General features: G+C 48.1%; 23 protein-coding genes and 1 pseudogene. 7 read left to right on the top strand and 17 right to left on the bottom strand.

Annotated features, from left to right (window positions below; genetic code table 11):
• Positions 1–9 precede the first annotated feature (9 nt).
• Positions 10–1,290, bottom strand: coding sequence for a relaxase/mobilization nuclease domain-containing protein (locus tag N530_RS0109635; protein ID WP_026480536.1), 1,281 nt, complete (start codon positions 1,288–1,290; stop codon positions 10–12).
• The gene (locus N530_RS17800) at positions 1,287–1,742 is read right to left on the bottom strand and encodes a hypothetical protein (protein WP_051540872.1); all 456 of its coding nucleotides are present in this window, start codon (positions 1,740–1,742) and stop codon (positions 1,287–1,289) included. The genes N530_RS0109635 and N530_RS17800 overlap by 4 nt, the downstream gene beginning before the upstream one ends.
• A 292-nt stretch (positions 1,743–2,034) precedes the next feature.
• Here N530_RS17800 and N530_RS19260 point away from each other — a divergent pair.
• Positions 2,035–2,265, top strand: a pseudogene (locus N530_RS19260) (transposase); the annotation flags it as partial.
• Positions 2,266–2,681: 416 nt separating this feature from the next.
• A complete protein-coding gene (locus N530_RS18605) occupies positions 2,682–3,806 on the top strand; it encodes a GGDEF domain-containing protein (RefSeq protein ID WP_155851961.1) in 1,125 nt (374 codons plus the stop codon).
• Positions 3,807–4,338: 532 nt separating this feature from the next.
• Here N530_RS18605 and nagB read toward each other — a convergent pair.
• The 8 genes from nagB to N530_RS0109575 all read right to left on the bottom strand — a co-directional run bounded on the left by nagB (position 4,339) and on the right by N530_RS0109575 (position 11,775).
• Entirely contained in the window at positions 4,339–5,115 is a 777-nt protein-coding gene (gene nagB / locus N530_RS0109610; protein ID WP_026480535.1) for a glucosamine-6-phosphate deaminase, read from the bottom strand.
• Complete coding sequence (locus tag N530_RS0109605; protein ID WP_026480534.1) at positions 5,112–6,191, bottom strand: ABC transporter ATP-binding protein; 1,080 nt, start codon at positions 6,189–6,191, stop codon at positions 5,112–5,114. Before N530_RS0109605 ends, nagB begins: the two co-directional genes overlap by 4 nt.
• Positions 6,192–6,194: 3 nt before the next feature.
• Complete coding sequence (locus tag N530_RS0109600) at positions 6,195–7,022, bottom strand: carbohydrate ABC transporter permease (protein WP_026480533.1); 828 nt, start codon at positions 7,020–7,022, stop codon at positions 6,195–6,197.
• The gene (locus N530_RS0109595; RefSeq protein WP_026480532.1) at positions 7,019–7,885 is read right to left on the bottom strand and encodes a carbohydrate ABC transporter permease; all 867 of its coding nucleotides are present in this window, start codon (positions 7,883–7,885) and stop codon (positions 7,019–7,021) included. The genes N530_RS0109600 and N530_RS0109595 overlap by 4 nt, the downstream gene beginning before the upstream one ends.
• Before the next feature lie 67 nt (positions 7,886–7,952).
• Positions 7,953–9,260, bottom strand: a complete 1,308-nt coding sequence (locus N530_RS0109590; protein WP_026480531.1) for an extracellular solute-binding protein — start codon at positions 9,258–9,260, stop codon at positions 7,953–7,955.
• Positions 9,257–10,129 carry an ROK family protein gene (locus tag N530_RS19340; protein ID WP_026480530.1) on the bottom strand — a complete coding sequence of 291 codons (873 nt, stop codon included), beginning with the start codon at positions 10,127–10,129 and terminating at the stop codon, positions 9,257–9,259. Before N530_RS19340 ends, N530_RS0109590 begins: the two co-directional genes overlap by 4 nt.
• A complete protein-coding gene (locus N530_RS19335; protein ID WP_202899059.1) occupies positions 10,126–10,818 on the bottom strand; it encodes an N-acetylmannosamine-6-phosphate 2-epimerase in 693 nt (230 codons plus the stop codon). Before N530_RS19335 ends, N530_RS19340 begins: the two co-directional genes overlap by 4 nt.
• Before the next feature lie 192 nt (positions 10,819–11,010).
• Positions 11,011–11,775: a GntR family transcriptional regulator gene (locus tag N530_RS0109575; RefSeq protein WP_026480528.1), complete on the bottom strand. Its 765-nt coding sequence runs from the start codon at positions 11,773–11,775 to the stop codon at positions 11,011–11,013.
• Between the two features lie 661 nt (positions 11,776–12,436).
• Here N530_RS0109575 and N530_RS0109570 point away from each other — a divergent pair.
• The 3 genes from N530_RS0109570 to N530_RS0109560 all read left to right on the top strand — a co-directional run bounded on the left by N530_RS0109570 (position 12,437) and on the right by N530_RS0109560 (position 14,817).
• Entirely contained in the window at positions 12,437–13,270 is an 834-nt protein-coding gene (locus tag N530_RS0109570) for a 3-keto-5-aminohexanoate cleavage protein (protein ID WP_026480527.1), read from the top strand.
• Positions 13,271–13,399: 129 nt separating this feature from the next.
• Entirely contained in the window at positions 13,400–14,308 is a 909-nt protein-coding gene (locus N530_RS0109565) for a DMT family transporter (protein WP_202899058.1), read from the top strand.
• Positions 14,309–14,340: 32 nt separating this feature from the next.
• Complete coding sequence (locus N530_RS0109560) at positions 14,341–14,817, top strand: MaoC family dehydratase (RefSeq protein WP_035266886.1); 477 nt, start codon at positions 14,341–14,343, stop codon at positions 14,815–14,817.
• Positions 14,818–14,833: 16 nt separating this feature from the next.
• Here the strand turns inward: N530_RS0109560 and N530_RS0109555 are convergent, their stop codons facing one another.
• From N530_RS0109555 to N530_RS0109540, 4 genes are read right to left on the bottom strand one after another with little or no spacing between them, the layout of a single operon-like run.
• A complete protein-coding gene (locus tag N530_RS0109555) occupies positions 14,834–15,397 on the bottom strand; it encodes a sarcosine oxidase subunit gamma (RefSeq protein WP_026480524.1) in 564 nt (187 codons plus the stop codon).
• The gene (locus N530_RS0109550; protein WP_026480523.1) at positions 15,390–18,401 is read right to left on the bottom strand and encodes a sarcosine oxidase subunit alpha; all 3,012 of its coding nucleotides are present in this window, start codon (positions 18,399–18,401) and stop codon (positions 15,390–15,392) included. Before N530_RS0109550 ends, N530_RS0109555 begins: the two co-directional genes overlap by 8 nt.
• A complete protein-coding gene (locus tag N530_RS0109545) occupies positions 18,398–18,718 on the bottom strand; it encodes a sarcosine oxidase subunit delta (protein ID WP_026480522.1) in 321 nt (106 codons plus the stop codon). The genes N530_RS0109550 and N530_RS0109545 overlap by 4 nt, the downstream gene beginning before the upstream one ends.
• 60 nt (positions 18,719–18,778) lie before the next feature.
• A complete protein-coding gene (locus N530_RS0109540; protein WP_026480521.1) occupies positions 18,779–20,032 on the bottom strand; it encodes a sarcosine oxidase subunit beta family protein in 1,254 nt (417 codons plus the stop codon).
• A 340-nt stretch (positions 20,033–20,372) separates the two neighbouring features.
• On the opposite strand from N530_RS0109540, the gene rpsU reads away from it, so the two are divergent.
• Together rpsU and N530_RS0109530 are read left to right on the top strand one after the other, a co-directional pair.
• The gene (rpsU, locus tag N530_RS0109535) at positions 20,373–20,606 is read left to right on the top strand and encodes a 30S ribosomal protein S21 (RefSeq protein WP_018689111.1); all 234 of its coding nucleotides are present in this window, start codon (positions 20,373–20,375) and stop codon (positions 20,604–20,606) included.
• Positions 20,607–20,758: 152 nt separating this feature from the next.
• Positions 20,759–21,616, top strand: a complete 858-nt coding sequence (locus tag N530_RS0109530; RefSeq protein ID WP_026480520.1) for a tetratricopeptide repeat protein — start codon at positions 20,759–20,761, stop codon at positions 21,614–21,616.
• Between the two features lie 72 nt (positions 21,617–21,688).
• Here N530_RS0109530 and N530_RS0109525 read toward each other — a convergent pair whose 3' ends face one another.
• The 3 genes from N530_RS0109525 to N530_RS0109515 form a co-directional block, all read right to left on the bottom strand.
• Complete coding sequence (locus N530_RS0109525; protein WP_026317360.1) at positions 21,689–21,904, bottom strand: aa3-type cytochrome c oxidase subunit IV; 216 nt, start codon at positions 21,902–21,904, stop codon at positions 21,689–21,691.
• Positions 21,905–22,014: 110 nt separating this feature from the next.
• Positions 22,015–22,764: a hypothetical protein gene (locus tag N530_RS0109520; RefSeq protein ID WP_026480519.1), complete on the bottom strand. Its 750-nt coding sequence runs from the start codon at positions 22,762–22,764 to the stop codon at positions 22,015–22,017.
• Positions 22,765–22,944: 180 nt separating this feature from the next.
• The gene (locus N530_RS0109515) at positions 22,945–25,281 is read right to left on the bottom strand and encodes a bifunctional diguanylate cyclase/phosphodiesterase (RefSeq protein ID WP_026480518.1); all 2,337 of its coding nucleotides are present in this window, start codon (positions 25,279–25,281) and stop codon (positions 22,945–22,947) included.
• Positions 25,282–25,437 lie beyond the last annotated feature (156 nt).

Raw genomic sequence — 25,437 nt, 5'->3', positions numbered from 1 at the left:
AAGATATGATCACAAACTCGGCCCACGATAGCGCGATTGTTCGCGTTGCCGTTCCATAGCCTGCATGCGCTCGGACTGTTCCGCCATGCGCATAGATTGCGACACTTCTCGCGCCAATAGTCTATGGTCTTGTGCATGTTTGCGGCGCAGCTTCTCAATTTGGATTTGAAGCTTTCGCCGCTCACCCATCTGCTCTTTGACCAGATCATCGCGTTGCTGTTGATCGCGCTTTGCCGCATCCCATGCCTCGCGCTCGTTCTGCCCTTTGACTTTAGATGATTGACCTGTGACCTTATCCCAAACCCCACGCAGGCCTTTGTTTAATCGCAGGGATCGTTCTGCCACTTCACGCTGCTCCCGTTCTCTTTGACCAGCTTTGAGTTTAGATCGCTCATCGCGGTGCGTGTTCACCATTGCTTGGCGTTGTTGTTTGAGAGGCTCGAAATCCTGCTGGTGTTTGCGATCCACATCATCAATGAAGCTGTGCAGCTTATCGCTTACTTTGGATTGAATGCGGTCGCGTGTGTCATCAACGCCATCGAATGGTTCTGGCGAACCGAGCTTGGCTTTGACCTCTTTGGTTTTAACACCAACCATCCGTGCAACAGAAAACACTTCGCCCTCAATGTTGAGCGCCACAAAGCCACGACGATCCCCTTTGGCTAGAAAGTAACCACGTTCTTCCAGCGCATTTTGAAACGCCTTGGCGCTATCAGAATGCTGCCACGCTTCAATGAAGCTTTGTTTGATCTCACGCGGATCGAGCTTGAGCCGTTTGGCTTGCTGCCATTCGGCCAACGTGAAATTGAGCGGGGATCGGCCACCGTCACGGCGCAAGCCATCGGGCAATTCCCAGCCATGCTCTAAATAAAGTTCACGCGATAGAGTCATCAATCTGTTTTTAAAATGCGGAAGATTGATTGCTGTCATGGTGCTAGCATCAATGCGTGACCAGACCACATGGGCATGTCGCCGTCCCTCTTTTTCATGAAAGACAATGGCCCGTGGCTGGTTATCCAACCCAACGGCTTTTTCGGCGCGCTCAATGGCATCCAGTAAAGCTTGCTCGCTTGCATTTTGATCTTTGGGCGGATTGAAGCTCAATGAGAACATATATTGCTGGCATTTCGTGCCTTTGGAGATTGCATGCGCTTCGGCCAAAGCTTCATGCAGATCACGGCCAACAAAGCCACGCAGCTCATAGAGCGCCACATGATCATTGTCTTTGTCATTCATCAGATGCTCAGACAGGTTCTTCGCACCGCTACGCTGTGAGCCTTTTAAGATCATGATGCGTCACCACAACCAGAAGCCACATCAGCAAACAATTCAGATACGGATAGAGGCAAGTCAGCATCATCTGGCATTTGAAAGCCCAGCGCCCGCATCAGGAGCAAACGCATCACCACGATATCTTCGCACGCCTGTTCAATCGCTTTTGGCACATCGTCATCAATATAGAGCGTTCCACTCTTGGCAGCATCAGAGAGCTGCTGCATGCTTTCGCCAAGGCACGACTGCCCAAGACAGGCCAGCACTTGTGCCAGCGCCGCATGGTCTTTAACAGGCGCACGCGCACCGCGCCGCCTGCGATCATCACCATCGGCAAACAATGCCGTTTTGATATATGTGCCAAGCGCCATTTCACCCGCACGGCGTTCAAGCTCAACGCGCTCGGCATCGCTCAAGCGAATGGCAAAAGGCTTTGTTTTAGAAGTGTTTTTGAATGTACGAGCGCTCATGGCTTGGGCTCTCGTAATAATGGGTGATCCTGTAAACCTGTTGATTTAATTTGGCCTTCCCAATCAGACAAGGTATCGAAGACATTGTTCAATATGTCTTCGTCTAAGTCCACCATCCACTTCTCTTTTAGCTTCAATACATTAGCTGGTCACATCCTTAGCACCCTTTGGCTTGAATTCATTGCTGTCACACTGAGGTCACAGCGAATGGAGTTACAATGCCTGGGTACCCCCAGGAACTAGTTGAGTTTTTGAGTAGAATTTTCTCACAATAATTGAAGAGGAAATTCAGATGAAGCATTCACGGTTTAGCGAATCCAAGATTATGGAAATATTGAAGCAGACTGAGGACGGTGTTCCCGTGCCTGAACTTTACCGTGAGCACGGTATAAGTAATGCGAGATGTTTTTTTTAAAAATGGCGGGCGAAATATGGTGGGATGGATGCTTCGTTGATCTCAGACATGAAAGCGATGGATGACGAAAATAAGCGGCTCAAGAAGATTTACGCCGAATCTCAGATGCTCCTCATGTGAACTAGCGGCTGAATTTTCAGAAAACGGCTCACGCTTTTAGTGCTTTTAAATTACCTTTTCCGGTGTGTTTGCCATCAAGGTTAACTGGACTGATTAGCTTAGCTACCGCAAATAATTTTTGACTCATCATTACCTTTATTGAGTGAATGATGTGCCTATAACCGATAGGTACATTGATCCAAAATAATATTCAGATCACCCATGTAGACAGCAAGAGTTCTACTTAAACCTTTTGGTTCAAACTAAACTTTTGAGCTTCGTTCATCCCGCGATGTTCGCCACCGATCCTCGTCCAAAAAACAGCAGATTTATATTATTTTTACTGTACCAACTGACAGAATATTAAACATCCCCTGCAATATGAAAGATGCCACAGGAGGTGTGTCTGTGAAAAGGGGGTTGATGTGAAATACCGAGAGACCGACGAAGTATTCAAGACGCTGGTATCGGAGCTTACATCTACGATTTCCCCGACGACTATAATGGGCCTGACAATACTTGTTGTGGGGCTATTTGCCTATGAGAGTCTCGGCGGCATTGGCATAATGCTTGCCACTATCGGCGGAAGCATTGCATCCCTTGCCAAGATTTTCGTGACGGTGGCTCACCGGCGCTCAAACGCGACGAAGCGAGTAACCGTCGAGGATGCAACCCGCTGGGAGATGGCGCACGGACTGCTCACCTTCGTCGTCGCTGCCTCTGTTGGCTCGCTGGCAACTGTGGTGTTTACCTATACTGACCTGACATTACATATTCTTGCAACAGCGATCATCTTTGGTTATTCTGCCGGCGTGGCAATCCGGATATCAATTCGGCCATTCATCGCTGCGACAGCAATCATGATTGCAGGGTTACCAACGACGGTTTCTGTCATGCTCTATGGCGATACGGCCCACTGGATATTGGCGGCGATATGTGCGGCCTTCCTAGTCGCGGCCATGCAGAGCGTTTGGCATGTCTATCGGACTGCCACCAAAGAAATCTACCTGCGTCTGGAAATGGAGCATCAGGCACGCCACGATCCCTTGACAGGACTTCGTAATCGCACGGCGCTAGGCGAAACGTTCAAGGCTCTCGGCTCCGCTGAAAATACGATGACCTGCGTTCATTGTTTCGACCTTGACGGCTTCAAGAGCGTCAATGATCGCTTCGGTCATGCGGTCGGTGATGAACTATTGGCGACGATCGGAAAAAGGCTCAAAGAGAGCCTAGATGAACCGAGTATAGCCGTGCGCGTCGGCGGCGATGAGTTTGCGATTCTTCAACCAGAGGTCAGGCCCCCCGTTGAAGCTGACATCTTGGCCAGAAACATCGTAAATGTTCTCAGCTTGCCGTATCTAATTTCAGGCGAAGAAATCTCCATTGGCGTGAGCCTCGGCTATACGGCTGCACTCTCCAACTCTGCAAAACTTGAACATATGATGGCTATTGCGGATAAAGCCTCATACCGCGCAAAGCGTAACGGCGGCGGTGTTGATTGCGAATTTCCATCAACACTGAACCTTTGTACATCTTCTTTAGCCGCATGAGCGCAGCTTTCGCGGCATGGCCCTTCAGCGTTGATTTTCCCAGCAGAAACATGCCCCCAATCAAAGCAGCACGACGAACCGATCATATCAAATCGCTCTCGTCACCAATCGATCATTATGCAGCCACAAAATGCACCAGCCGCTTAGCGACTGATCGCGTAAAGTTTTAAAGTTGTAGCGGTTTTAAAAGTGGCATTGATGGTGAACATTTCATTTCTTCATTTAACTAGCTCACTCCTCGTACCCTCCTACGCTTATTTCGTTGTTAAATGTTAGAAGGTCGCTGTTGAGGACAAGCGGCAAGGTTTATGGAGCCCATGTCCGGCACGTGATTGCCAGCCTCCTGCCCGTTCAATTGAAGATCAATAAATCCAAAAGTGAATATTTCAGCCTGTTTAGTCTCAAAACGATCTGGCAAATTATCTTACGGAACAACGTCAACAATTCTCATCCTTCGACAAGTACCGCAGGATCATGCAAGGCAAGTGTTCTATCCCTCACAAAGAGGGTTTCAGCAGACATTACTTTGGCATTAGGCAACTTTCGCCTCTTGTCCAGCAGGATGAACGGCCTCAAAATACTCCCGAAGTTCAAGCTGTGAAGCGGCATCTTCGTCCAAAACCACGGTAACCCGTGGATGCAGTTGGAGAGAAGATGCTGGCCAACGGGCGCTAATAGGTCCTTCAATCATCTGCTGGCATGCTTGTGCTTTTCCTGAGCCTGTCGCAAGCACAAGTATTTCATTCGCATTCAAAATCGTCTTGATACCCATTGTAATTGCGTATCGAGGAACGTCTTCATCAGGTCCGAAAAACCGTGCATTTGCATCACGGGTTGCCTTTGTGAGCGTTTTGATACGAGTTTCAGACCCCAAACTTGAACAGGGCTCATTAAAGCCGATATGCCCATTGGAACCAATTCCCAACAATTGCAGGTCAATCCCGCCATTCTCAGCAATTAAGGCCTCATAACGCTTTGCTTCTGCCTCTGGGTTTGGCGCATCGCCTAACGGTATATGGACGTTGGCATTATCAATATTCAGATAACGAAAGATATGCTTTGCCATATATTCATAGTATGATTGAGGATGGGTTTGGCTCAAACCAACATACTCATCTAGGTTGAAAGTTTTGAGCTTCGAACAATCAACGGCCTCACAATGTTCACGTAGTTTAACGTAAACGGGTTCCATCGTACCGCCGGTCGCTAAGCCCAAATTACAATCCGGCCTAGATCGGATTGTATTTATGATTTCTTCGCTAACTTTCTTTTCCGCAGCTTCTCGTGTTGGGAAAATTAGAACTTTCATTGCCGTTCCTCTTGGTCAGTCGATGCAAGTCGGTTGCCTTCGGCGTCGAAGATATGGAATTCTGAGCTACTAAAGGTCAGCCCAATGTTCTCCCCTATCTTAGGAGAATGCTTGGCAGAAACTTGCAGTGTGACCGGCGTTTTCGCTCCAACGTCAGCGATGATTGTTCGGCTTCCCCCATGGAATTCGTTAAGCGTCACTTTACCTGAGAATTGGCCTGAACCCGGATCGGTTATTGATATTAATTCTGGACGGACACCGAGCTGAATAGGCTGTTTCTTCTGAGAATGAGTGAATTTAATCTTTTGCTGTCCTGAAACCTCAATGGCATTGTCAACCAATTGCGCATCCAAAATATTCATCTTTGGTGCCCCCAAAAACTGTGCAACGAATACACTGGCAGGCTTATCATAAAGATCGGTCGGCGAGCCAATCTGCATGATGCGCCCGTCCTTCAAGACAACGATCTTATCGGCGAGCGTCATTGCCTCGGTTTGATCGTGCGTCACATAGATTGATGTTGCTTTTAAGGAACGATGCAGGGCCGCGATCTCTACCCTCGTTTCAGAACGCAAAGCAGCATCTAGGTTTGACAATGGTTCATCAAACAAGAACGCGGCTGGTTCGCGAACAATGGCTCTACCGATCGCCACGCGCTGCCGTTGCCCTCCTGAAAGAGCAGAAGGTTTACGATCTAGGTAATCTTCAAGTCGAAGAATTCTTGCCGCTTCTGTGATCTTTTCAGTGATCTTCGCTTCAGGCATTTTCTCAGTGCGCAGGGCAAATGCTATATTCTCCCTAACATTCATGTGAGGATACAGAGCATAGCTTTGGAAAACCATTGAGAGCTGACGATCATAGGGTTCTAAATCAGTAACGTCTCTTCCCCCAATGTAAATTTGCCCTGAAGACGTTTCTTCTAGTCCTGCAATAAGCCGTAGGAGAGTTGATTTTCCGCAGCCTGAAGGGCCAACAAAAACGCAAAATTCCTGTTCTTCGACGGTGAGCGAGACATCCTTAATAACTTCAACTTTTCCAAAGGATTTGGTTAGGTTTTCGATACGAATTTCTGACATGAGTTAGCCTTTCACAGCCCCAGCCACCATCGATCCGGTAATCCGGCGATACATGACAAGGCCAATTATAAGTGGAGGTAAGGCGGCGATTACCATTACAGCAGCGGCCACGCCCCATTGGACGCCTCCGCCTGATGTTGCAAAAAAGAATGATGCACCAACGGTCATTGGCACGGCTTTACTTGTGGTCAGCATCAAGCCGAATAAAAACTCGTTCCATGCTGTTATAAAACCGAAAACAAATGTTGTTATAAGCGCAGGACGACACAGCGGAAACACAATACGAACAAGCAGTCGATGGGTACGTGCCCCATCCATTCGAGCAGCTTCTTCCAGCTCAATGGGAAGATCTGCAATCGCATTGACCAAGAGCATTAATGTGAGCGGTAGATTGACAATCGCCAAGATCAAACCGAGCCCCAGCTTGGTATCCAATAGCCCAATCGCGGCATACATCATGTAGAGAGGAATCGCGAATATTATCAGAGGTAATGCTCGCAGATTAACCACGAGTGGAAACAGTATACCGCGACCATAGCCACGCCGGACCATCGGCCAAGCTAATGGAAAAGCAACGAGCATTGGCAAAATTGCGCCAATCAGAGCTGCAACCGTAGAGTTCCACAAATAGTGATACACATTGAGTCTATCGCTGATGGTCAGGACTGTTGCAAAATTCTCTAAAGTTGGGGCTTCTATCCACAGAGAGGGGTTTCTACTAACTTCTTTTGAACTTTTGAATGCAGTTACAAAAGTGGAGAAAACGGGGAAATTTAAAATAAAGGCTGCAATTGCAAACACAACCCAACGTGGGGCTAAACGACTTTTCATTGTGAAGCCCTCCGCATTAGTTTTTGAGCAACAGTTAAAACGATAAATGCTGAAGCAAACAGCAAAATGGCAGCTGCCATTGATTTTCCGATTTCTCCACGCCGCAGGAACGTTTCATAAATATAGATCGACATCGACGTTGTAGATCCACCGGGGCCGGATCCGACAAGCGTGTAGATATTGTCAAAAACCCGAAATCCATCAATGAAACGGATGAAGATTGCGACAAATACAGTTGGCATCATCAGTGGAAGCTCAAGCTTCCAAAAGAGCCGCCAAGGGCGTGTCCCGTCTACGGCTGCAGCTTCACGCATCTCACGTGGTATGGATTGATAGCCAGTTAAGAAAAGAAGGAATGCAAATGGAGTCCATTGAAGTGTTTCTGCCACGACAACGGTCGAAAAAACATTGTTGGGCCCTAAGAACGCAGGTGACCACCCCAACCAACTATAGAAATAGTAAGGAATAGGGCCTGCAAATTCATGTAAAACAAGACGATACATTAACCCCATCATTGCAGGTGCAACGATCATGGGAATTATCAAAATTGCGACTACCCAACCATGCCTTTGAATAAGAGGTGCTAGATAGACAGCCAGTGCGAGCCCGAAAAGACACTCCAAAACTGCCGTTATCACTCCAAACCGAAGTGAGAACCATGCGGCTTTCCAAAATGTCGCGTCCTCAATCACATCCCGGAAATTGCTCAGACCTGAGAATTTTGGAGAGGTCAACGTCTGAAAGGTAGTTTCAGAAAAAGCATATACCAAGCTCAAGATTACTGGAAATCCAAGAATTGCCAAGAGAAACAGGATAGCTGGGCTTGCGAGAAGAGTACTCTCGGAGAATTTGTTATTGGCCATAAGACAGCTCCAATGTGTTGGAAGACACGGCGCACTAAAACATAGCACGCCGTGTCAGGCTGATGCATTACTTCAAGAGATCGGACATTGCCTTCGTGGTATTGCTCAAAGCAGTGTCGAGGTCTTGGGTTCCGGCCCAATATCCAGTGAACTCTTTAGCTTGGGCTTCATAAACAGTAAGCGCGTTAGCAGATGTTCCTCCGGTCATGACAAATCCATAATTGGAAGCGAACTCACCAACTTGCACCAAGTCAGGGCGCACATCGGCAATTTTAGCTGCTGTCGCGGCTGCAAGACCTGGTGCACCACCAGCCTTAGCGTAAGCTAAAGAAGCTTCTTCACTTGAGAGCCACTGCAAAAATGATACAGCACCATCTTTGTTAGTTGCTGCCGCATTCAAGCCCAATCCGAGGCCGTGAATATGCGTGAAACGACCTTTTGGCCCTTCTGGCAGTGCAGATATTCCTGTGTCGGATTGAGCATCTTTGAGATCACCCGCAGCAGCATTCCACTGAACCATGGCTGCGACTTGACCTGCGGAATAAGCTGCATTTGCTTCAGCATATTCATAAGAGGTGGAATCGGGAGGGGTTGCACCTAACTCAAAGAGTTTGTTCGCCATCTCCAAAGCAGTCCGATAGGCTTCACTGTCGACGGTGATGTTTCCATCTGCATCCATCCAGTCAGCACCATAGCTACGTGGCCATGAGTGAAAGACCATCATATTGAAGAGCAGGTTCTTTGCCTGAATAACGGTGCCATACCGTGTTGGGCTATCAGGATTTACAGACTGGCTAAAATATAGAGCATTGGCGACAAAATCCTCCCAAGACCAATCTTCAGGCAATTTTGGCTGAAGCATTTTTCCAAGATGTTTTTGTGAAATTTCACCGTAGAGTTTCTTAGCAGCATCATCGCTCAGTAGTGCATCAATCAGTTCACTTCGATAGTAGAGGAAATGAAGCGAAAGATCGGTCGGAACACCATATTGAGAACCATCAAACTTCATAGTCTCAAGCACTGTATCACCAAAGACTGCTTGAGCTTCGCTCGATAGCGTTAAAGGCTCCATAAAAGGCGCGTACTTGCCGATGGAATATGTTGCAATCAGGTTCACATCAAAAGCGGTACTGCCTGCAGCTAGATCGACTTGCAGCTTATCAAAAAAACCGTCACGTGAAGTAAAGAGCAGTTTCACCTTATTCTCATCAGATACATCTGTTCGAGAATTGTAGATTTCGGAGACGGCTCTTAGGGCTGCCTCTTCAGGGCCGCCCGGCCATCCAAGCACAGTCACTTCAGCCTGGGCAGATAAGGTGCCCGCCATCAATGCTATTGCAGAAATACTCCCATATATCTTAAGTTTAGATTTCATTTTACTTCCTCCTTGTTGAATTTTAATTGTCTTGATAAGTCCGCGACACCTATTACTCCCGCATCGTTTCCAAGCGCAGCTTTTCGAAAGGTTGGGCGCATAAGCGGCTGCAAGTGATCAACACTTTTTTTCAAACGCTCAATGTATCCAGGCGCAAGCCCAACGCCTCCCCCAATGACTGTGATATCGGGATCAAATATAAGCTGCAGATTACAGCAAAGGCGTCCTACTCGGTGAGCTGAGACATCAACGATCTCTTCTGCCCATTGATGGCCTTGTCTTGCTGCTTCAAAAACTGAGCGCGCATCAAATTCATACCCTTGACGACGCGCTTCGCTCGCCATCCAACGTCCTGAAGCACTGTCCTCAAACCGGTTTTCGTCGCCATCAGGCAATGGATAAGTCTGCCCAAAGTGCCCCGCTAAGCCGCTTCTGCCATGCAGAATTTTGCCATTCGAAACCACCCCTCCACCGACCCCGGTTGAAATGGTAAGGAAAACAATATTCAACCCCTGACCAGCACCATGGAGGTATTCACCCCATGCAGCTGCCTGTGCGTCGTTGCAAAGTGCAACAGGTACACCAAGCGCCGTTTCTGCAGCTCTGTGCAGAGCAAAGCGGCCTGGAATTGATAAGGTTTCCGAATTTAGCGTCTGCCAACAATTGTCCTTGATCAAACCGGTCACTGTAATGCCAGCACGATCAAACTGACCCGCCCATCTTTTCGCTAGGATCGCTATCTGGTTAACCCAGTCTTGCGGCTGAGCGTCGCGTTTCGTTGGCGCGACAATACGATCCATCACATTTGGACCATCAACCAGTGTCAAAAGTGTCTTTGTTCCGCCTATGTCAACAGAAAGCACTTTCATTGGTTTTGCTCAATTTTATGCAGAGCAGATCGAATACCTTCTGCGAACCACGATGTTATATGTTCAGGACGGGTGATGGCTGAACCAACGACGACTGCGTTGGCACCTGCCATGACGGCCTGAACCGCGAGATCAGGTTTGTTGTAGCGCCCCTCAGCGATGACGAATTTATCCAGCTTTGAAAGAGCTTCAACGAGTGCCAAATCGGGAGCGACAGGCACTTTCGACCCTACATAGCCAGACATCGTCGAGCCTAGAATATCGCAGTTCAATCTTGCCGCCTCCTCTCCTTCAGCAGCATTAGAGCAATCGGCCATGACCAATTTACCATGAGAGTGGATTCGCTCGACAAGCGCTCTTTGTGTAACAGGACGCGCACGATCAGTTACATCAATGGCAATAATATCAGCACCGGCCTGCGCGAGTGCATCAACATCTTCCAGAGTTGAGGTAATACGCACCTCCGTATCATCGCGGTCGGTTTTGATGAGTCCAATAATCGGGGCCTCAGTCACGCCTCGAACAGCCTTAAGATTTGCCACTCCCTCAATTCGGAGCCCGCTTGCCCCCCCGGCTAGAGCAGCCAGCGCGAAGCAGGCTACAATATCTGGCCTGTCCAGCGGACCTCCATCCACGGGCTGGCAGGAAACCACGAGACCTTCACGGAATTTATTCAAAACTTGGTGCACGCATTCCTCCAAAACTTTTCTCTAAGCAACACCACTTTAATACCAGTTGTCAAGATCATGTTAACTGGTATGCATCACAAAGTGCTTAAATCGAGCAAGCGATGCTGGCATTGGTAAGGGGAGATGCGACCAGAGAAGCCGCATAGAGGGAAATTTAAGGCTAAAATTTCAAGCTGATAGCCAGCAAAGAACCTAGGCGAATTGCTGGCTTTGAAGATCTGAAATAAAGTCGTATCGCTCACCGTGGTAACGGGTTTCTGTGAACTCGACAGCCCGCTCATCTGTCAAATAACAGCGGCGCTCGACAATAAGTAGGGGCTTGCCCAATTCGCTTTCTAAAGCCTCAGCATCTGAACGGGTCATGACACCGGCTCTAATGCGTTGCACACCTCTGACAGGAGAAAAGTCGCTTTTTCTGAGCGCTTCATAGAGTGAATCATTGACAAGATCAGGACTCTTCAGAAACGTTTGCGGAACGACTGCTTTTTCTATTGCGATCGGGATATCATCAGAAAAACGAACGCGGGTCATCCTGACAACATGGTCATTCGGAGAGATACCCAACGCCATTGCTTCGTTGGGTGTGGGCAGAACAACTTGCTTGAACAGCCACTTTTGCCCTGGCGATGCTCCTCTAGCTTTTAATTCTTCAGAGAAACTTGTCAGGCTGGATAAAGTCTTTTCAACTCGCGCAGCAACTGAACTGCGTGTTCCTTGGCGCCTATTCAAAAGACCGCTTGCAGTTAAATCATCTAATGCTCTGCGTATAGTCACACGACTGACCGCAAGACTATTGGCAAGAGATCGCTCGCTAGGAAGAACACTATTGGTTCCAAGCAAATCGGATTTTACAGCTTCCGACAGTGCATCAGCAATTTTTTGATAAAGCGGACGGTTATCTTCCTTATCGTTGAGTCTAAGTTTTACGAACTCTGAAATTTGATCGCTGATAGTCATCTGCACTCCCGTCGACTGGTATGCACCACTACTGCAATGGTATTCAACCCTCCTTCAAGAAAATTGTGAGATTATTTTTTAATAATGATAAGATCGTACCCTTAGCGCGCGGGTCTATAGCGCCATTATCCCCCAAATTTGTCCGCGTCTACAGCGCCCCCACAACCAACTGAATCGAGCACACACAGAAAAACTCGCTTGCTCTTTATTCCTGCTTTGATTGGAGACGCACTATTGTGATCCCCAAAATCATTTAAGCTATCAGTCATGAATACCGATCAATCTATGGCTCAAGCAATACAATCGGATCAGGCCTCATTACGCATTAAATATGCGCCCTCCGGGCCTGAAACCCTACTAGAGAACAGCAAAATTAGTGGTACTGAAAAAAGCGGCTAGACAAGGTTCGTTGATGCTTATGACGATCAGCCTTTGGTGAGCACTTTGGCTCATTGCGAATTTTTAAATTTCAAAAGCTATGTTGCTCAACTCCATGCCGTTGAGCGGGAAGCTGATCCAGCAAAGTAATTGAACGCTTTGAACCGTGTTGCATCAGAAATTGCTAAAATTTCCCAGACTTAACATCTTTTCAAAGCTGACCTATGAAAACGGGCTGAACTACGAAATAATCGTTTTGAAAAAAGTGGAGAACGAACGGCCAATGTCTGACCTAAATAAGCCATGTATCATTTGTGTTGCGATTACCGGATCATTGCCGCGCAAAGCGAATAATCCAGCCGTACCAATCACCATCACTGAACAGGTCGAATCCACGCACGCCGCATTTGAAGCCGGCGCTAGCATTGTCCATGCCCATGTGCGCAATGACGATGAAACACCAACGTCCGATCCCGATAAATTTGCCAAATTACAAGAAGGCTTGCTGAAACATTGCCCCGGCATGATCATTCAATTTTCGACAGGCGGCCGTTCCGGTGCGGGCAAAGAACGCGGTGCTATGCTTTCATTAAAGCCGGACATGGCTTCACTATCGGTAGGCTCGAACAACTTCCCGACGCGTATTTATGAAAACGCGCCTGATCTGGTTGATTGGTTAGCGCATGAAATGATCACTCATAATGTCAAACCAGAGATCGAAGCATTTGATCTATCGCACATCCATCAAGCAGCCTTGATGCACAAAGACGGCCGCATAAAAGACACGCCTTATATTCAGTTTGTCATGGGCGTTAAAAATGCGATGCCTGCCGATAAAGACGTCTTTGACTACTATGTCAAAACAGTAAAACGCCTTTCGCCCAACAGTCAGTGGTGCGCAGCCGGTATTGGTCCAAACCAGATTATCCTCAATGAATGGTCTGTTGCCGCAGGCGGTCACGCCCGCACAGGATTGGAAGATAATGTGCGCATAGACAAAGATACGCTTGCGCCATCCAATGCAGCACTTGTTAAACGCGTAACCGACTTATGTGAAAAATATGAGCGGCCTGTCGCGAACTGGCGTGAAGCGCGAACCATGCTTGGCTTAGATTAAGTTTCCTGTTTTTCGCCTTAGTCACATACCGCATTAAGCAGGGGGTACGTTGGGGTGCAATATTCCCCTTTCAGAACATAGGATTGCGCCATATAACAGCGCCATCTTATGACTTGGCGAAGGCGAAACATGGCGAACGGCATTAAATTAGAAACCGTTGCGCCAGCATTGTTTGTGCTGCTTTGGTCAACCGGTTGGATCGTTGCAAAATACGCCAATGACTATGCAGGGCCGCTAACATTTTTAACTTGGCGCTTTGCAATTGCAGCCCTTGCTTTCGCAATCATCGCCGTCATCATGTCTGCCAAATGGCCGACAACACGCGCTGGCTGGCTACATGCCTTCATCTCCGGCCTATTTCTCCACGCGATATATCTTGGCGGTGTTTGGTGGGCAATTAAACAAGGCGTTCCGGCATCCATCTCTGGCTTACTGGCAGCATTGCAGCCGCTAATGACCGCCATGATTGCATTCTGGATCATCAAAGAGCGCCTGACCGTTCGCCAACGTATGGGCATCGCCGTTGGTCTGATCGGGCTGCTCATTGCAATCGGACCACGATTATTATCGCTTGATACCGATGCATTGCTGACCGCCAGCCTGCCACTCATTATCAATGTCATTGCAATGGCGAGCGTCACCTTTGGCACGATTTATCAAAAACGGTTCTTACAAGAAGGTGATTTGATACCAGTTGCCACGCTGCAATATGTCGGTGCGTTTATTTTTATTGCGCCAGCTGCCATGATTTTAGAACCATCGCTCGTATTTGATCTTAATATTCATTCCATATTGGCGATGATCTGGTCTGTATTTGGCCTTTCACTTGGCGCAATTCTTTTGCTGCTTTATTTGATACGCCGCGGACAAGTCAGCCGTGCAGCATCGCTCATATATCTTGTACCGCCAGCCGTTGGCATAGAGGCTTGGATACTCTTTGGAGAAACGCCAACCATACCATTTATCATTGGCACTTTCATCGTTGTCGCAGGTGTCTGGCTGGTCAATCATAAAAGGCCCGTGCAAAAATCTACTTGATTGCACATTGCCAGACTGCCAAAACGCCAATTATGACCAAACGCACAATCACACTCGAAGATATTCCAAACGCAATCGGCACTGTTGTCGGCACATCCGATTGGCGTGTTATCACGCAAGAGATGATCGATAAATTCGCTGACGCCACTGATGATCATCAGTGGATTCATTGCGACCCTGAACGGGCGGAAAAAGAAACACCCTTCGCTTCAACCATCGCGCACGGCTTTCTAACGCTCTCAATGCTTTCAACACTGACCTATGAAGCACTGCCCGCGCTGGAAGGTGCCACGATGGGCATCAATTATGGATTTGATAAAATCCGCTTCATGGCACCTGTGCGTTCTGGCGCAAAAGTGCGTGCGGTGTTCAAACTTCAAGATGCCGATATCAGGCCGTCGGGCCGCGTTCTATCGACCTATGACGTCACGCTTGAGATCGACGGCAGCTTAAAGCCAGCATTCACCGCAACGTGGCTAACGCTCGCCGTTATTGAACAGCAGGATTAAGCCCGGTGCGGCGCGATTAACGCGCCGCCAAAGCACTTTGATCTTTTGCAGCTGTGCTTAAAAACTCGAATACATAAGGCGAAAAAGAACGCCAACATTCCACATGGAATATATCGGCTTTGGAGCGGCACAAAACAATTTCGACCTTGCCTAGAATTGTGCGCGAACATGCGCCTACCGGAAACACTTCCAATGACAAATCCTGCGGACAGCCAGCGTTAATCACGCCAGCGGCCAAAGAACCGCTGACCTCTATGGCCGTATTTCGGTGCGATACATCAACGCCAGCACACGCCACATCGACATTCTTTAGGTCATCAATGGGATTGTTTTTTGAATCATAGATCAACCATTCATCCGGCCCAAGCCACATAGCAATTCTGCTGGCTGAGCGCGCAGATGTCTTGGGTGTTTGCGGCAGGTCAACGCCAAGCGCTTGCGATAGTGCCGCAACATCATCTGCTGCAACCCGCAGGCTGCAACGATATCCCGTCCCCATCGGCGTAACGCTTACGCCAGAAGCGCCAAACGCTTTTTCGACAAGCGGAAGCGAACGCCGCAATTTCACTGAATTATCCATGCAAACGGCCTCCTTCTTCGTCCACAAAGACAGCTTTGCAAACTTCAACTTCGATCACTTCATTGGCCATTGGCACATAAAGTTTTTTGCCCATCAAATTAAAACCATCTTCAATCAGCGCCATAGCAATAGGCTTTTGCGCATTTTCCGACCAATAGCTTGATGATACCCAGCCGATCATTTTCATCGGCACTGGCTGGTTCGGATCTTCAACGATTTGCGCGCCCTCTTCCAGTACACTGCGCCCATCAATTGACTTTAAGCCAACCAATTGACGGCGCCCGCTAGCGACCAGATCAGGTCGCTTCAAGCCACGAATACCAACAAAGTCGGTTTTCTTTTTGCCAACAGCCCAATCAAGCCCCGCATCATGCGGCGTAACCGTGCCGTCTGTGTCTTGGCCAACAATGATGTAGCCTTTTTCAGCGCGCAGAACGTGCATGCTTTCCGTGCCATAAGCGCAGCCATCGGCAGCCTTTACAGCTTCATAAAGCGTATCCCAAACCGCACGGCCATAATTAGCAGGAACATTGATCTCAAAGCCCATCTCACCGGTAAATGACATGCGCATCAAACGCGTTGGCACTCCGCAAATTGTACCTTCCGCCATAGACATATGCGGCAGGGCTTCCGTCGAAAGATCAATTCCATCAACAAAGGGCGCAATAATATCGCGTGATTTTGGCCCTTGAACCGCAATGACAGCCCACTGCTCGGATGTTGATGTCAGCCAGACTTTCATATGCGGAAATTCTGTCTGCAAATAATCTTCCATCATGTTGAGCACACGCGGCGCACCGCCAGTTGTGGTCGTCACATGGAAACGATCTTCGGCAATACGTGCGACAACACCATCATCATAGATAAAGCCATCTTCGCGGCACATAATGCCATAACGCAATTTGCCAACACCCAATTTCAAAAATGGGTTGGTATAGATAAGGTTCAAAAACTCGGCGGCATCGGGCCCAACAACTTCGATCTTGCCAAGCGTTGAGGCATCAAACATGCCGACATTTGTGCGTGTTGTTTTGCATTCGCGATTAACCGCAGCATGCATATCTTCGCCGCCCTTAGGATAATACCAAGCGCGTTTCCAATTACCCACATCTTCAAACACAGCACCGATTGCAACTTCGCTTTCGTGCATTGGCGTTTTGCGGGTAGGTTCAAACAAAGCGCCCCTTGAGTGAGAAACAAGCGCGCCAAATGTGATCGGCGTATAAGGCGCACGGAATGTGGTGAGGCCCACTTCCGGCAGCTCCTTGCCAAGCGCTTCGGCCGCAATGGCCAAGCCATGCATATTGGACAATTTGCCTTGGTCCGTCGCCATGCCATTGGTTGTGAAACGCTTGACATGCTCAATGGATTGGAAGCCTTCTTGCACAGCAAGACGGATATCTTTTGCAGTCACATCGTTTTGGAAATCAACGAATGCTTTAACAACCTTACCAGCTTCTGCACCTGGGGCAGCGCCGATTAAAGTGCCTTCCCAAGCATTGCCGCCATTGGCCTCTATCGATATTGAAACTTGGCTGGCGTTTGGCCGCACATAAATTGCAGCCTCTTCGCCAGCTTTAATCGCTTCATCAATTATTGCGCTCAAATCATCGGTGCCATTGCAAGAACCAACGCTGACACAATCCTGCGCATAGACGCCCGGTACAAAGCGGCTTTTGGCAGCATCATAGGCAACCTTGCCGCGTGACTGCGAGAACATATGCACAGACGGTGTCCAGCCGCCGCTCATGATGATGCTGTCAACGGGAATAACTTCGCGCGCACCGCCGTTTACAGGCGCAACAGACATGGATGAAACGCGCAGCTTGCCGCCAGCGGCCATAATCCCATGGCCTGTCAAAACGCGAATACCAAGCGCCTTTGCTTTTGCCACTAATTCGGCGTTCGGGTGCTCACGTATATCAACGATCGCAGGAATGTTGATGCCAGCTTCTTTCAGATCAAAAGCTGCCGCATAAGCACTGTCATTGGCCGTATAGACACCGACATTTTTGCCAACAGCAACACCATAATGATTAAGGTAAGTGCGTGCAGACGACGCGAGCAATATGCCCGGACGATCATTATTGGCAAACACCATATGACGTTCAATGGAACCGGTTGCGATGATGACTTTCTTCGCACGAACCTCCCAAAGCCGTTCGCGTGGCAAATCGGCGCTAGGCGCAGATAAATGCTCGCTAACACGCTCTATAAGCCCCACATAATTTTGTGCGTAATAACCAAAGGCAGTTGTTCGGGTGAGCACACGCACATTGTCCATTGCGGCAAGTTTTGCCATGGTCTGCTGCGCCCAGCTAAAGCCGTCCATACCGTCAATAACAATATCAGTATCAAAGTGCAGCGCACCGCCAAATGTCGGTTGCTCATCACAAATGATAACACGCGCACCGTTTTTCGCTGCCGCCAAGGCCGCAGAAAGACCAGCAACACCGCCGCCCATTATCAACACATCGCAATGTTCATGCTGCGATGAATAACGGTCTGGATCTTTATGGACAGGCGCTTTACCAAGCCCAGCCGCATTGCGGATAAATGGCTCATAAACTTTGTCCCACGCTTTGCGCGGCCACATAAATGTCTTGTAGTAAAAGCCTGCAGATAAAAGCGGCGACACAACATCGTTGATTTCGCCAATATCATATTTCAGCGACGGCCAACGGTTCTGGCTTGTTGCCTCCAAACCATCGTAAACTTCTTGAACCGTAGCGCGAATATTGGGCGTATGACGCGCAACATCACGCTGAATACCAAGCAGCGCATTTGGCTCTTCTGGTCCAGCGGACACGATACCGCGCGGGCGGTGATATTTAAATGAGCGACCAACGAGATGAATATCATTGGCAATCAAGGCAGAGGCAACGGTATCGCCTTTAAGCGCAGGCAATGTTTTACCATCGAATGTGAAACGCATTGGATCGGCAACGCTTAAACGCCCCTTGCCTGCAATGCGGTTCGGCTGAATTAAAACAGGTGCGTTCATGATTTTGCTCCTGCATTTGTTTGGTCTTCAATTAATTTTGAAAGATCGGGCTTTGGTTCGCCAGCTTTGTAAGTCGTCAAAAACTTGTCAGACACGGTGTCCCGCGCCGCATTGAAATAACGTCCGCAGCCATGAATATGCCGCCAGCGCTCAAATGTCGTGCCTTTGGTATTGTCGCGGTAGAAAAAGAATTTTGAAAATCCCTCATCGGTCAGCGCATTCATTTCTGTCGAGCGCTCAATATGAGCTTCGCCTGCATGGGTAAATTCTGTTTCAGGGCGTTCTTCAGCGCAATAGGGGCAATGTATTAGAAGCATTATTTAAAACCTGATTCTTGTCGCATTTTGTCGCAAATTTATAACAAACCAGCCAATGGCTTAGTGTGATACGGCGGCGGCGGCGGCCTCATCAATCAAACGCCCCGTGGTAAAGCGTTCCATTGTGTAACCTTCATTGATTTTGTGCGGTGCAGCCTTGGCAATGGTGTGAGCAAACACATGTCCAGAACCCGGCGTGGCCTTAAAGCCGCCCGTGCCCCAACCGCAATTGACATAAAGTCCCGGCACCGGCGATTGCGCGATAATAGGCGAGCGGTCCGGTGTCACATCAACAATACCGCCCCATGAGCGCAGCATTTTCATGCGGCTAAAGATGGGGAAGATTTCGCAAATCGCGTCCAGTGTATGCTGAATAACATGCAAGCCGCCGGTCTGCGAATAAGACGTATATTGGTCAGTACCTGCACCAATCACCAATTCGCCCTTATCAGATTGTGATATATAGGCATGAACAGTGTTCGACATCACAACACATGGAAAGCACGGCTTCACAGGCTCGGAAACCAACGCTTGTAATGGGAAGCTTTCAAGCGGCATCTGAACATCGGCCATCTGCATAACATGAGACGTATTACCCGCAGCAACAACGCCCACTTTCTTTGCGCCAATAAAGCCGCGCGAAGTTTCAACGCCCGTTACTTCGCCGCCTTGGCCACGCTTAATGCCTGTCACTTCACAGTTTTGAATGATGTGCACACCGCGCGCCGCCGCAGCACGGGCATAACCCCACGCAACCGCATCATGACGCGCCGTCCCGCCTTTGCGTTGAAGCGCAGCGCCCATCACAGGGTATCGTGCAGATTTAGAAATATCGAGCGGCGGGCAATAGGCTTTAGCCTGCTCCGGTGTCAGCCATTCATTATCAACACCGTTCAAACGGTTGGCATGAACATGGCGCTTAAACACTTGTACGTCGTGCACATTATGCGCCATCATCATAACGCCGCGCTGGGAGAACATGACGTTATAATTTAGGTCTTGGCTCAGCCCTTCCCATAAATTCACAGCGTGATTGTAAAGACCGGCAGATTCATCGAACAAATAGTTTGAACGGATAATCGTCGTGTTACGGCCCGTATTACCACCGCCCAGCCAGCCTTTTTCAAGCACAGCCACATTGGTAATGCCGTGCTCTTTCGCCAAATAATAAGCCGTTGCCAGCCCGTGCCCACCAGCGCCAATGATAATGACGTCATAGCTCGATTTCGGCTCTGGGTTATCCCATTGTTGGCCCCACCCCTTGTGAGCACGCATCGCTTCACGAGCAACAGCAAATCCAGAAAATCGGCGCATAGAAACCTACCCAAACAGAACAAAATCACATTCACGCACAAAATTTGCATAAGTCACAGTCAAGAACCAGTCATTTTGCGACGGAGATCGACGTTAATTTATACCTCAAGCGCTTAAACGTTATGTTGTACATGCACTATTTCTCTCCTTGAAACGCTGGACTTCTAGACTCAAAGCTGGTATTCCCACCCCAACCGCTCGGCCTACGGCTTTGCGAGCAATACCGTTTATCCATTTGAACACAACGCCATTCGCGGCTTTCGTTCGCAGGAAATAACATGTTTGCCCGCATTCTGGTCGACACATATTTGAATTTGAACCGTTAAGGAATGGGATCAACGTGCAAGTACTCGTACGCGACAACAATGTAGACCAAGCACTCCGCGTGCTGAAAAAGAAATTGCAACGCGAAGGCGTTTTCCGCGAAATGAAATTGCGCGGTCATTATGAAAAGCCTTCTGAAAAACGCGCACGCGAAAAAGCAGAAGCTGTACGCCGCACACGCAAACTAGCGCGTAAACGCGCACAGCGTGAAGGTCTTCTTGGCGGCCGCCCGACTCCTGCCGCACGCTAAGGCTTGACCAACGCATCTAACTGGATGCGTTGCCGCGTTTTCGACGCTTTTTGTTTTCATTAGTGGTGCGTTCTCAGAACGCGCCACTTTTCGTTTGTCGGAAATCCGATAAACTGCTGTAATGACAGTGGCTTATCTTAAGGGGATATTGAATGACTTCGGTGACAAAGCTGCCAACATCAAATGGCTCCGGCAAACCACGACTGATTTTGCTGGCTAGCTTGTTAGGCACTCTAACGGTTTCAGCCTGCACCTCGTCAACATCAATACCCTCTGAAATTGCCCGCATCGAAACCGAGCAAGGCAGCGCAGAAAATATCGGCTCATTAACGGCCGTCATCCGCTCAAACCCTAACGATCCTGTTGCCTATAATGTGCGCGGATCTGCTTTCGGAAAATCCGGTAGTTATAATGATGCGCTGCGCGATTTTGATAAAGCGATTCAGCTGAACCCACGTTATTTTGAAGCCTATGCTAACCGCGCGCTTATCCATCGCATTAAAGGCGACCTAGCCGCTGCGGCTACGGACTATAATAATGCGCTTCAGATTAACCCACGCTATGACAAAGCCTATGTCGGTCGCGGTGAATTATATCGCCGTGCTGGTCGCACAAATGAAGCTTTCAATGATTTTCAAAAAGCTATTCAGCTTGATACAACCGATCCGCGCGCCTATCACCGCCGCGGTTTGATTTATCAAAGCCGTAAACAACATGACTTTGCACTGGATGACTTTGCAACGGCCATTTCATTAGCGCCCAATTCACCTGAGCCCTATAATGGCCGCGCCATTTCCTACATAGCCCTCGGCCAGATTGACAATGCTTTTGACGCCGTCAACTTTGCCATAAGCCTTGATGACAAGAACGCTGAGAGCTGGGCAAACCAAGCTCTGCTTTGGGAACAAAAAGGAGAAATTGATAAAGCGCGTAAATCATATCGCCGCGCCCTTCAGCTCAACGCAAATTTCGAGCCTGCAAGAAATGGCCTAAACCGCATCGGCGGCTAATAAATTCAAAGCATAAAAAAGCCGCCGATATTCATTCGGCGGCTTTGCCATATCAAAAATTATGCTAAAATTTTAGGCTAGGAATTTTGCAAGAACGACGCAAATAATTGCGACCAAAGTTCCACCAATAAGTCCTGCGCCTGCAAAAAAGCCAAAGGCCATGCCAATAAGGATTGCACAGGAAACAATCGTCACCCATTTAGCGCCAATAAGGAACATGCTGTAGGTGCGATCATGCTCTGCATAATCCATGATGTTTTCGTTGTTCGACGTTTTGGTGTCAGCCATTTTAGAAGCTCCAAAGGCAAAAATTAATTGATTCATGTTTACCCAAAACATGAGCGCGCCGCAATGGTCACATGGTCACACAAGCAACTGAATTCAAAGATTAGATAATCTTACGCCGCCTTAACAGCATAGCGCGCCGTTGGCCGCACGCAGAACGGCACTTGTTCGCGCTTATAATCACCAAACAACATACGCGCTTCCGAAGCTTTAAAGTTGAAAACCGGATAGCGCGCGAACAAATCCTCGCGCTGGTGAACGGAACCACCCAGCAAAACGGCATCAACATTCATGCCCGGCGGATTGTAGGGCCCTGCCAAAAGTGTGGACTTGAAAATGCGAAGATAAAAAGCGCGGTGCTCTTTTTTAACGGCGGACAAACAGTAATTTGAGTTAAAATATGCCGTTGCGATAATTGGCAAGCGAAGCGTCAGGATTGGCAGGCCAGGAATAAGCTTGGTGAACTGCGTTTCAATGGCCAGCCTACTCGGGTCAATGAACGTCATGCCTTGGTCAAGCAAAGGGTTCAACACATCCCCAAAAATATAGGTCGCTGGTGTATTGCGATTTGTTGCTGTCAGCTGTGAAACACGGATTGTGGATACAAGTTCATGTTGAAAATACACACCAAAGACGAATGAATCCGGATCATAATCAAGATCCTCAATAACGCTCTCGCCGAACTTGCGTTCATAGATGTCTCGCGCATCAAAGGCACGTTGCCGCAAGCGCCCAATCGCTTCAAAGTCTTCCGGTGTGACAGCCCGCCTGTATTCCAGCAAATCCAAGCCATCGAACATATCTTTCGATAGCTGTGTTGCTGGGTCCAGTACACCAATCTTCGAAGGAATTAATCCAGTCAACGCTACAATCCTCTGTATTCGCTGAATGTAAAAATCTCAGCAAAGAAAGTAAACGTAGTATTAATTTAACCTATAATTAAGGTTAATAAATGCGTAGACTGTGTGGATAAGAATAGCGCGCCATTAAGCAGCACGAAAAAAACAATGAATTACGTTAAAGAAAACAACGGCATATCAGCACTAAGCTGACGCATATTCCCGTGACTTGGCTGCTGGGAGCCTTCCCATTTTTGCCAAAGTGAGAATACCGCTTGATGGCAGGCCTGGTCCGTAGACATAACCCTGTATTCGGTCGACTTTACCTTCACTAATGACCAGCGCAAGCTGCTCTTCGGTCTCAACACCCTCAACAGTAACATCAAGGCCAAGCGTACGGCAAAGTTCCGTTACACCATGCAGAAGGGCGATTGGGGTCTCCCCCGTATCAATGCCGACAACAAAAGAGCGGTCAATCTTAACTTTATGCAATGGCAAACGGTGCAAATAGCTCAAAGATGAATGGCCTGTGCCAAAATCATCCAAGGCAATACGCACACCCAAATCACGAATCGCACGCAATTTACCGATCATTTCGCGTTCATTGGAAATAACGGCCGTCTCCGTGATTTCAATTTCCAATCGATGCGCCGGTAGCTTTGAAGCAGACAGAGCATGCTTAATGACAGATACGATTTCCCCGGTTCTAAAATCAACGGGTGAAAGATTTACAGAGACAGAAATATTGTCGGGCCACTTGGCACATTCCATTGTGGCTTTACGCAACATTTGCCCACTAATTTGGGTAACAATACCCATCTCTTCAGCAAGCGGGATATATTCTGCCGGAGAAACATTGCCATATTCATTATCATGCCAACGCGACAAAGCTTCACAAGAAACAAGACGTCCAGAATGCGCGTCCACAAGCGGTTGGTATACAATACTCAGGCTGTCAGCTTGAACGGCCTTGGCAAGATGGTTTTTAATACGTTGCCGGCGCTGATATTGGTCGTCCATGATTTTTTCAAATTCACGCCACGTACCTTTGCCATCATCTTTTGCAGCATAAAGTGCCAAATCTGCACGCACAATCGCATCATCATGATTATATTCATCGGCCTTCATCGTCACATAGCCAATGCTGCAGCTCACATATACCTGCTCAGATTTCAAATCATGTATCCGGCACAAGTCACGGTTAAGAGCAGCAACGGTCATATCCATGTGCTGAGGTTCTTTGACACCGCATATAAAAAGCAAAAATTCATCGCCGCCCAAACGGCAAGCTAAATGCTTAAATCTATTGCTTTTTAACGATAGCAGCGAAGCGATACTACGCAATAACGCATCGCCTTGCGCATGGCCTACAGCATCATTCACATGTTTAAAATCATCAACATCCACAACCAGTAATGCGCAATATTCATCGGGTTTCGCAGCAGCTGCAATATCTGCGATCATAGTTTCAAAATATTGGCGATTAGGAAGATTGGTTAGGCTGTCATACTGCGCCATACGCTCGATTTTTCGTGCCGACTGAACGCGGTCACTAATGTCTTCAAAAGTTAGAACCGTACCACCGTCAGAGCGCTCACTCACCGCTAACTCCAAATAGCGACCATCATCGAGTAAAACCTGTCGCCTATCTGCGACACGTCCAAGCAGCGCGTTAAACGCAATATCCAAATTTTCAATATTACGTTCAGCCAAGCCATCAAAACGACGGGCAAAACGCATCAACACCGAAAAATGCCGCCCGACGATATCAAGGTGGTCTGGAAACTCGAAAAGCTTACGGGCCTGCTCATTGGCGATTAATATTCGATTATTATCATCAAACATCATGAGGCCATGCGCCATATTCTTGAGTGCGACATCAAAGCGTCGACCAATCTCAATTTTATCCGCATTTCCTTCAACAGCGCTAACAACGGTACTGCGCACCGCTTTGACCATACTTAAAACAAGCACAATATACGGAAGGCAAAGAAGCGCCAATAGGATGTGCAACAAGCTACCATCAACCATAAAGCCCAAAATTATAGGGCCAAAAAGACCAAACAGCATGAAGCTTGCGAGCTTCATTGACCCATACAAACGCCCAACGATTGTAGGAACTGGTGCAAACAACAAGCAGTATACAGCGCCAATAGAAACGCCGCCTTCAGCTGCTTGAAAACCAAAATAGCAAAAAAGCCCAATGTTAATCGCTGTCAGCGTGCTAGGAACGACATATTCATGTTCCCATTGCCGCGTCATGGCGATCTGCACATTAATGGGACGTGATTTCACGTCATCATAGGCAACTTGATACAATTGCCCCAAACGCGCGCGCCACAAGGCAAAGCCAATAGCGCCAACAATAAAAATGCTAAAATAATAGACGCCGGTTGTAAGCAAAAAGAAAAATATAGTCGCAGCTTGAAGAAAGCCACCCACAAGAAGACCCCGCGTATCGCCAAACAACGAATTCACGAACTCTACATAGGCTTCATCTTCAATACGCTGGCTTTTCGCCTGGACTAAAATATTTCTCATAACAACCTCAGTACCCACACTAACATTGAGGTCTTAAAATTATGTGTATGGTTTAGACTAAAAAAGTTTAGCTTTAATTAAGCGTGACTGAGTAGGCACGCAGTCAATTTTTCAGGTTTCGCGAGCCACAAAAATTGATTTAAAATCAGATATATA

It is taken from the genome of Ahrensia sp. 13_GOM-1096m, from assembly GCF_000620605.1.
Taxonomy (GTDB): domain Bacteria; phylum Pseudomonadota; class Alphaproteobacteria; order Rhizobiales; family Rhizobiaceae; genus Ahrensia; species Ahrensia kielensis.
This window is presented reverse-complemented; position numbering and strand designations above follow the sequence as displayed.

Bases quoted from the DNA above. Each gene is read 5' to 3' on its own strand.
- N530_RS0109545 (WP_026480522.1), bottom strand. From the start codon at position 18,718: ATGCTTCTAATACATTGCCCCTATTGCGCTGAAGAACGCCCTGAAACA.
- nagB (WP_026480535.1), bottom strand. From the start codon at position 5,115: ATGAAAGTTCTAATTTTCCCAACACGAGAAGCTGCGGAAAAGAAAGTT.
- N530_RS0109590 (WP_026480531.1), bottom strand. From the start codon at position 9,260: ATGAAATCTAAACTTAAGATATATGGGAGTATTTCTGCAATAGCATTG.
- N530_RS0109560 (WP_035266886.1), top strand. From the start codon at position 14,341: ATGACCAAACGCACAATCACACTCGAAGATATTCCAAACGCAATCGGC.
- N530_RS0109530 (WP_026480520.1), top strand. From the start codon at position 20,759: ATGACTTCGGTGACAAAGCTGCCAACATCAAATGGCTCCGGCAAACCA.
- N530_RS0109635 (WP_026480536.1), bottom strand. From the start codon at position 1,290: ATGATCTTAAAAGGCTCACAGCGTAGCGGTGCGAAGAACCTGTCTGAG.
- N530_RS0109565 (WP_202899058.1), top strand. From the start codon at position 13,400: ATGGCGAACGGCATTAAATTAGAAACCGTTGCGCCAGCATTGTTTGTG.
- N530_RS0109600 (WP_026480533.1), bottom strand. From the start codon at position 7,022: ATGAAAAGTCGTTTAGCCCCACGTTGGGTTGTGTTTGCAATTGCAGCC.
- N530_RS0109515 (WP_026480518.1), bottom strand. From the start codon at position 25,281: ATGAGAAATATTTTAGTCCAGGCGAAAAGCCAGCGTATTGAAGATGAA.
- N530_RS17800 (WP_051540872.1), bottom strand. From the start codon at position 1,742: ATGAGCGCTCGTACATTCAAAAACACTTCTAAAACAAAGCCTTTTGCC.
- N530_RS0109540 (WP_026480521.1), bottom strand. From the start codon at position 20,032: ATGCGCCGATTTTCTGGATTTGCTGTTGCTCGTGAAGCGATGCGTGCT.
- N530_RS0109605 (WP_026480534.1), bottom strand. From the start codon at position 6,191: ATGTCAGAAATTCGTATCGAAAACCTAACCAAATCCTTTGGAAAAGTT.
- N530_RS0109550 (WP_026480523.1), bottom strand. From the start codon at position 18,401: ATGAACGCACCTGTTTTAATTCAGCCGAACCGCATTGCAGGCAAGGGG.
- N530_RS0109595 (WP_026480532.1), bottom strand. From the start codon at position 7,885: ATGGCCAATAACAAATTCTCCGAGAGTACTCTTCTCGCAAGCCCAGCT.
- N530_RS0109525 (WP_026317360.1), bottom strand. From the start codon at position 21,904: ATGGCTGACACCAAAACGTCGAACAACGAAAACATCATGGATTATGCA.
- N530_RS0109555 (WP_026480524.1), bottom strand. From the start codon at position 15,397: ATGGATAATTCAGTGAAATTGCGGCGTTCGCTTCCGCTTGTCGAAAAA.
- N530_RS0109570 (WP_026480527.1), top strand. From the start codon at position 12,437: ATGTCTGACCTAAATAAGCCATGTATCATTTGTGTTGCGATTACCGGA.
- N530_RS19340 (WP_026480530.1), bottom strand. From the start codon at position 10,129: ATGAAAGTGCTTTCTGTTGACATAGGCGGAACAAAGACACTTTTGACA.
- N530_RS0109575 (WP_026480528.1), bottom strand. From the start codon at position 11,775: ATGACTATCAGCGATCAAATTTCAGAGTTCGTAAAACTTAGACTCAAC.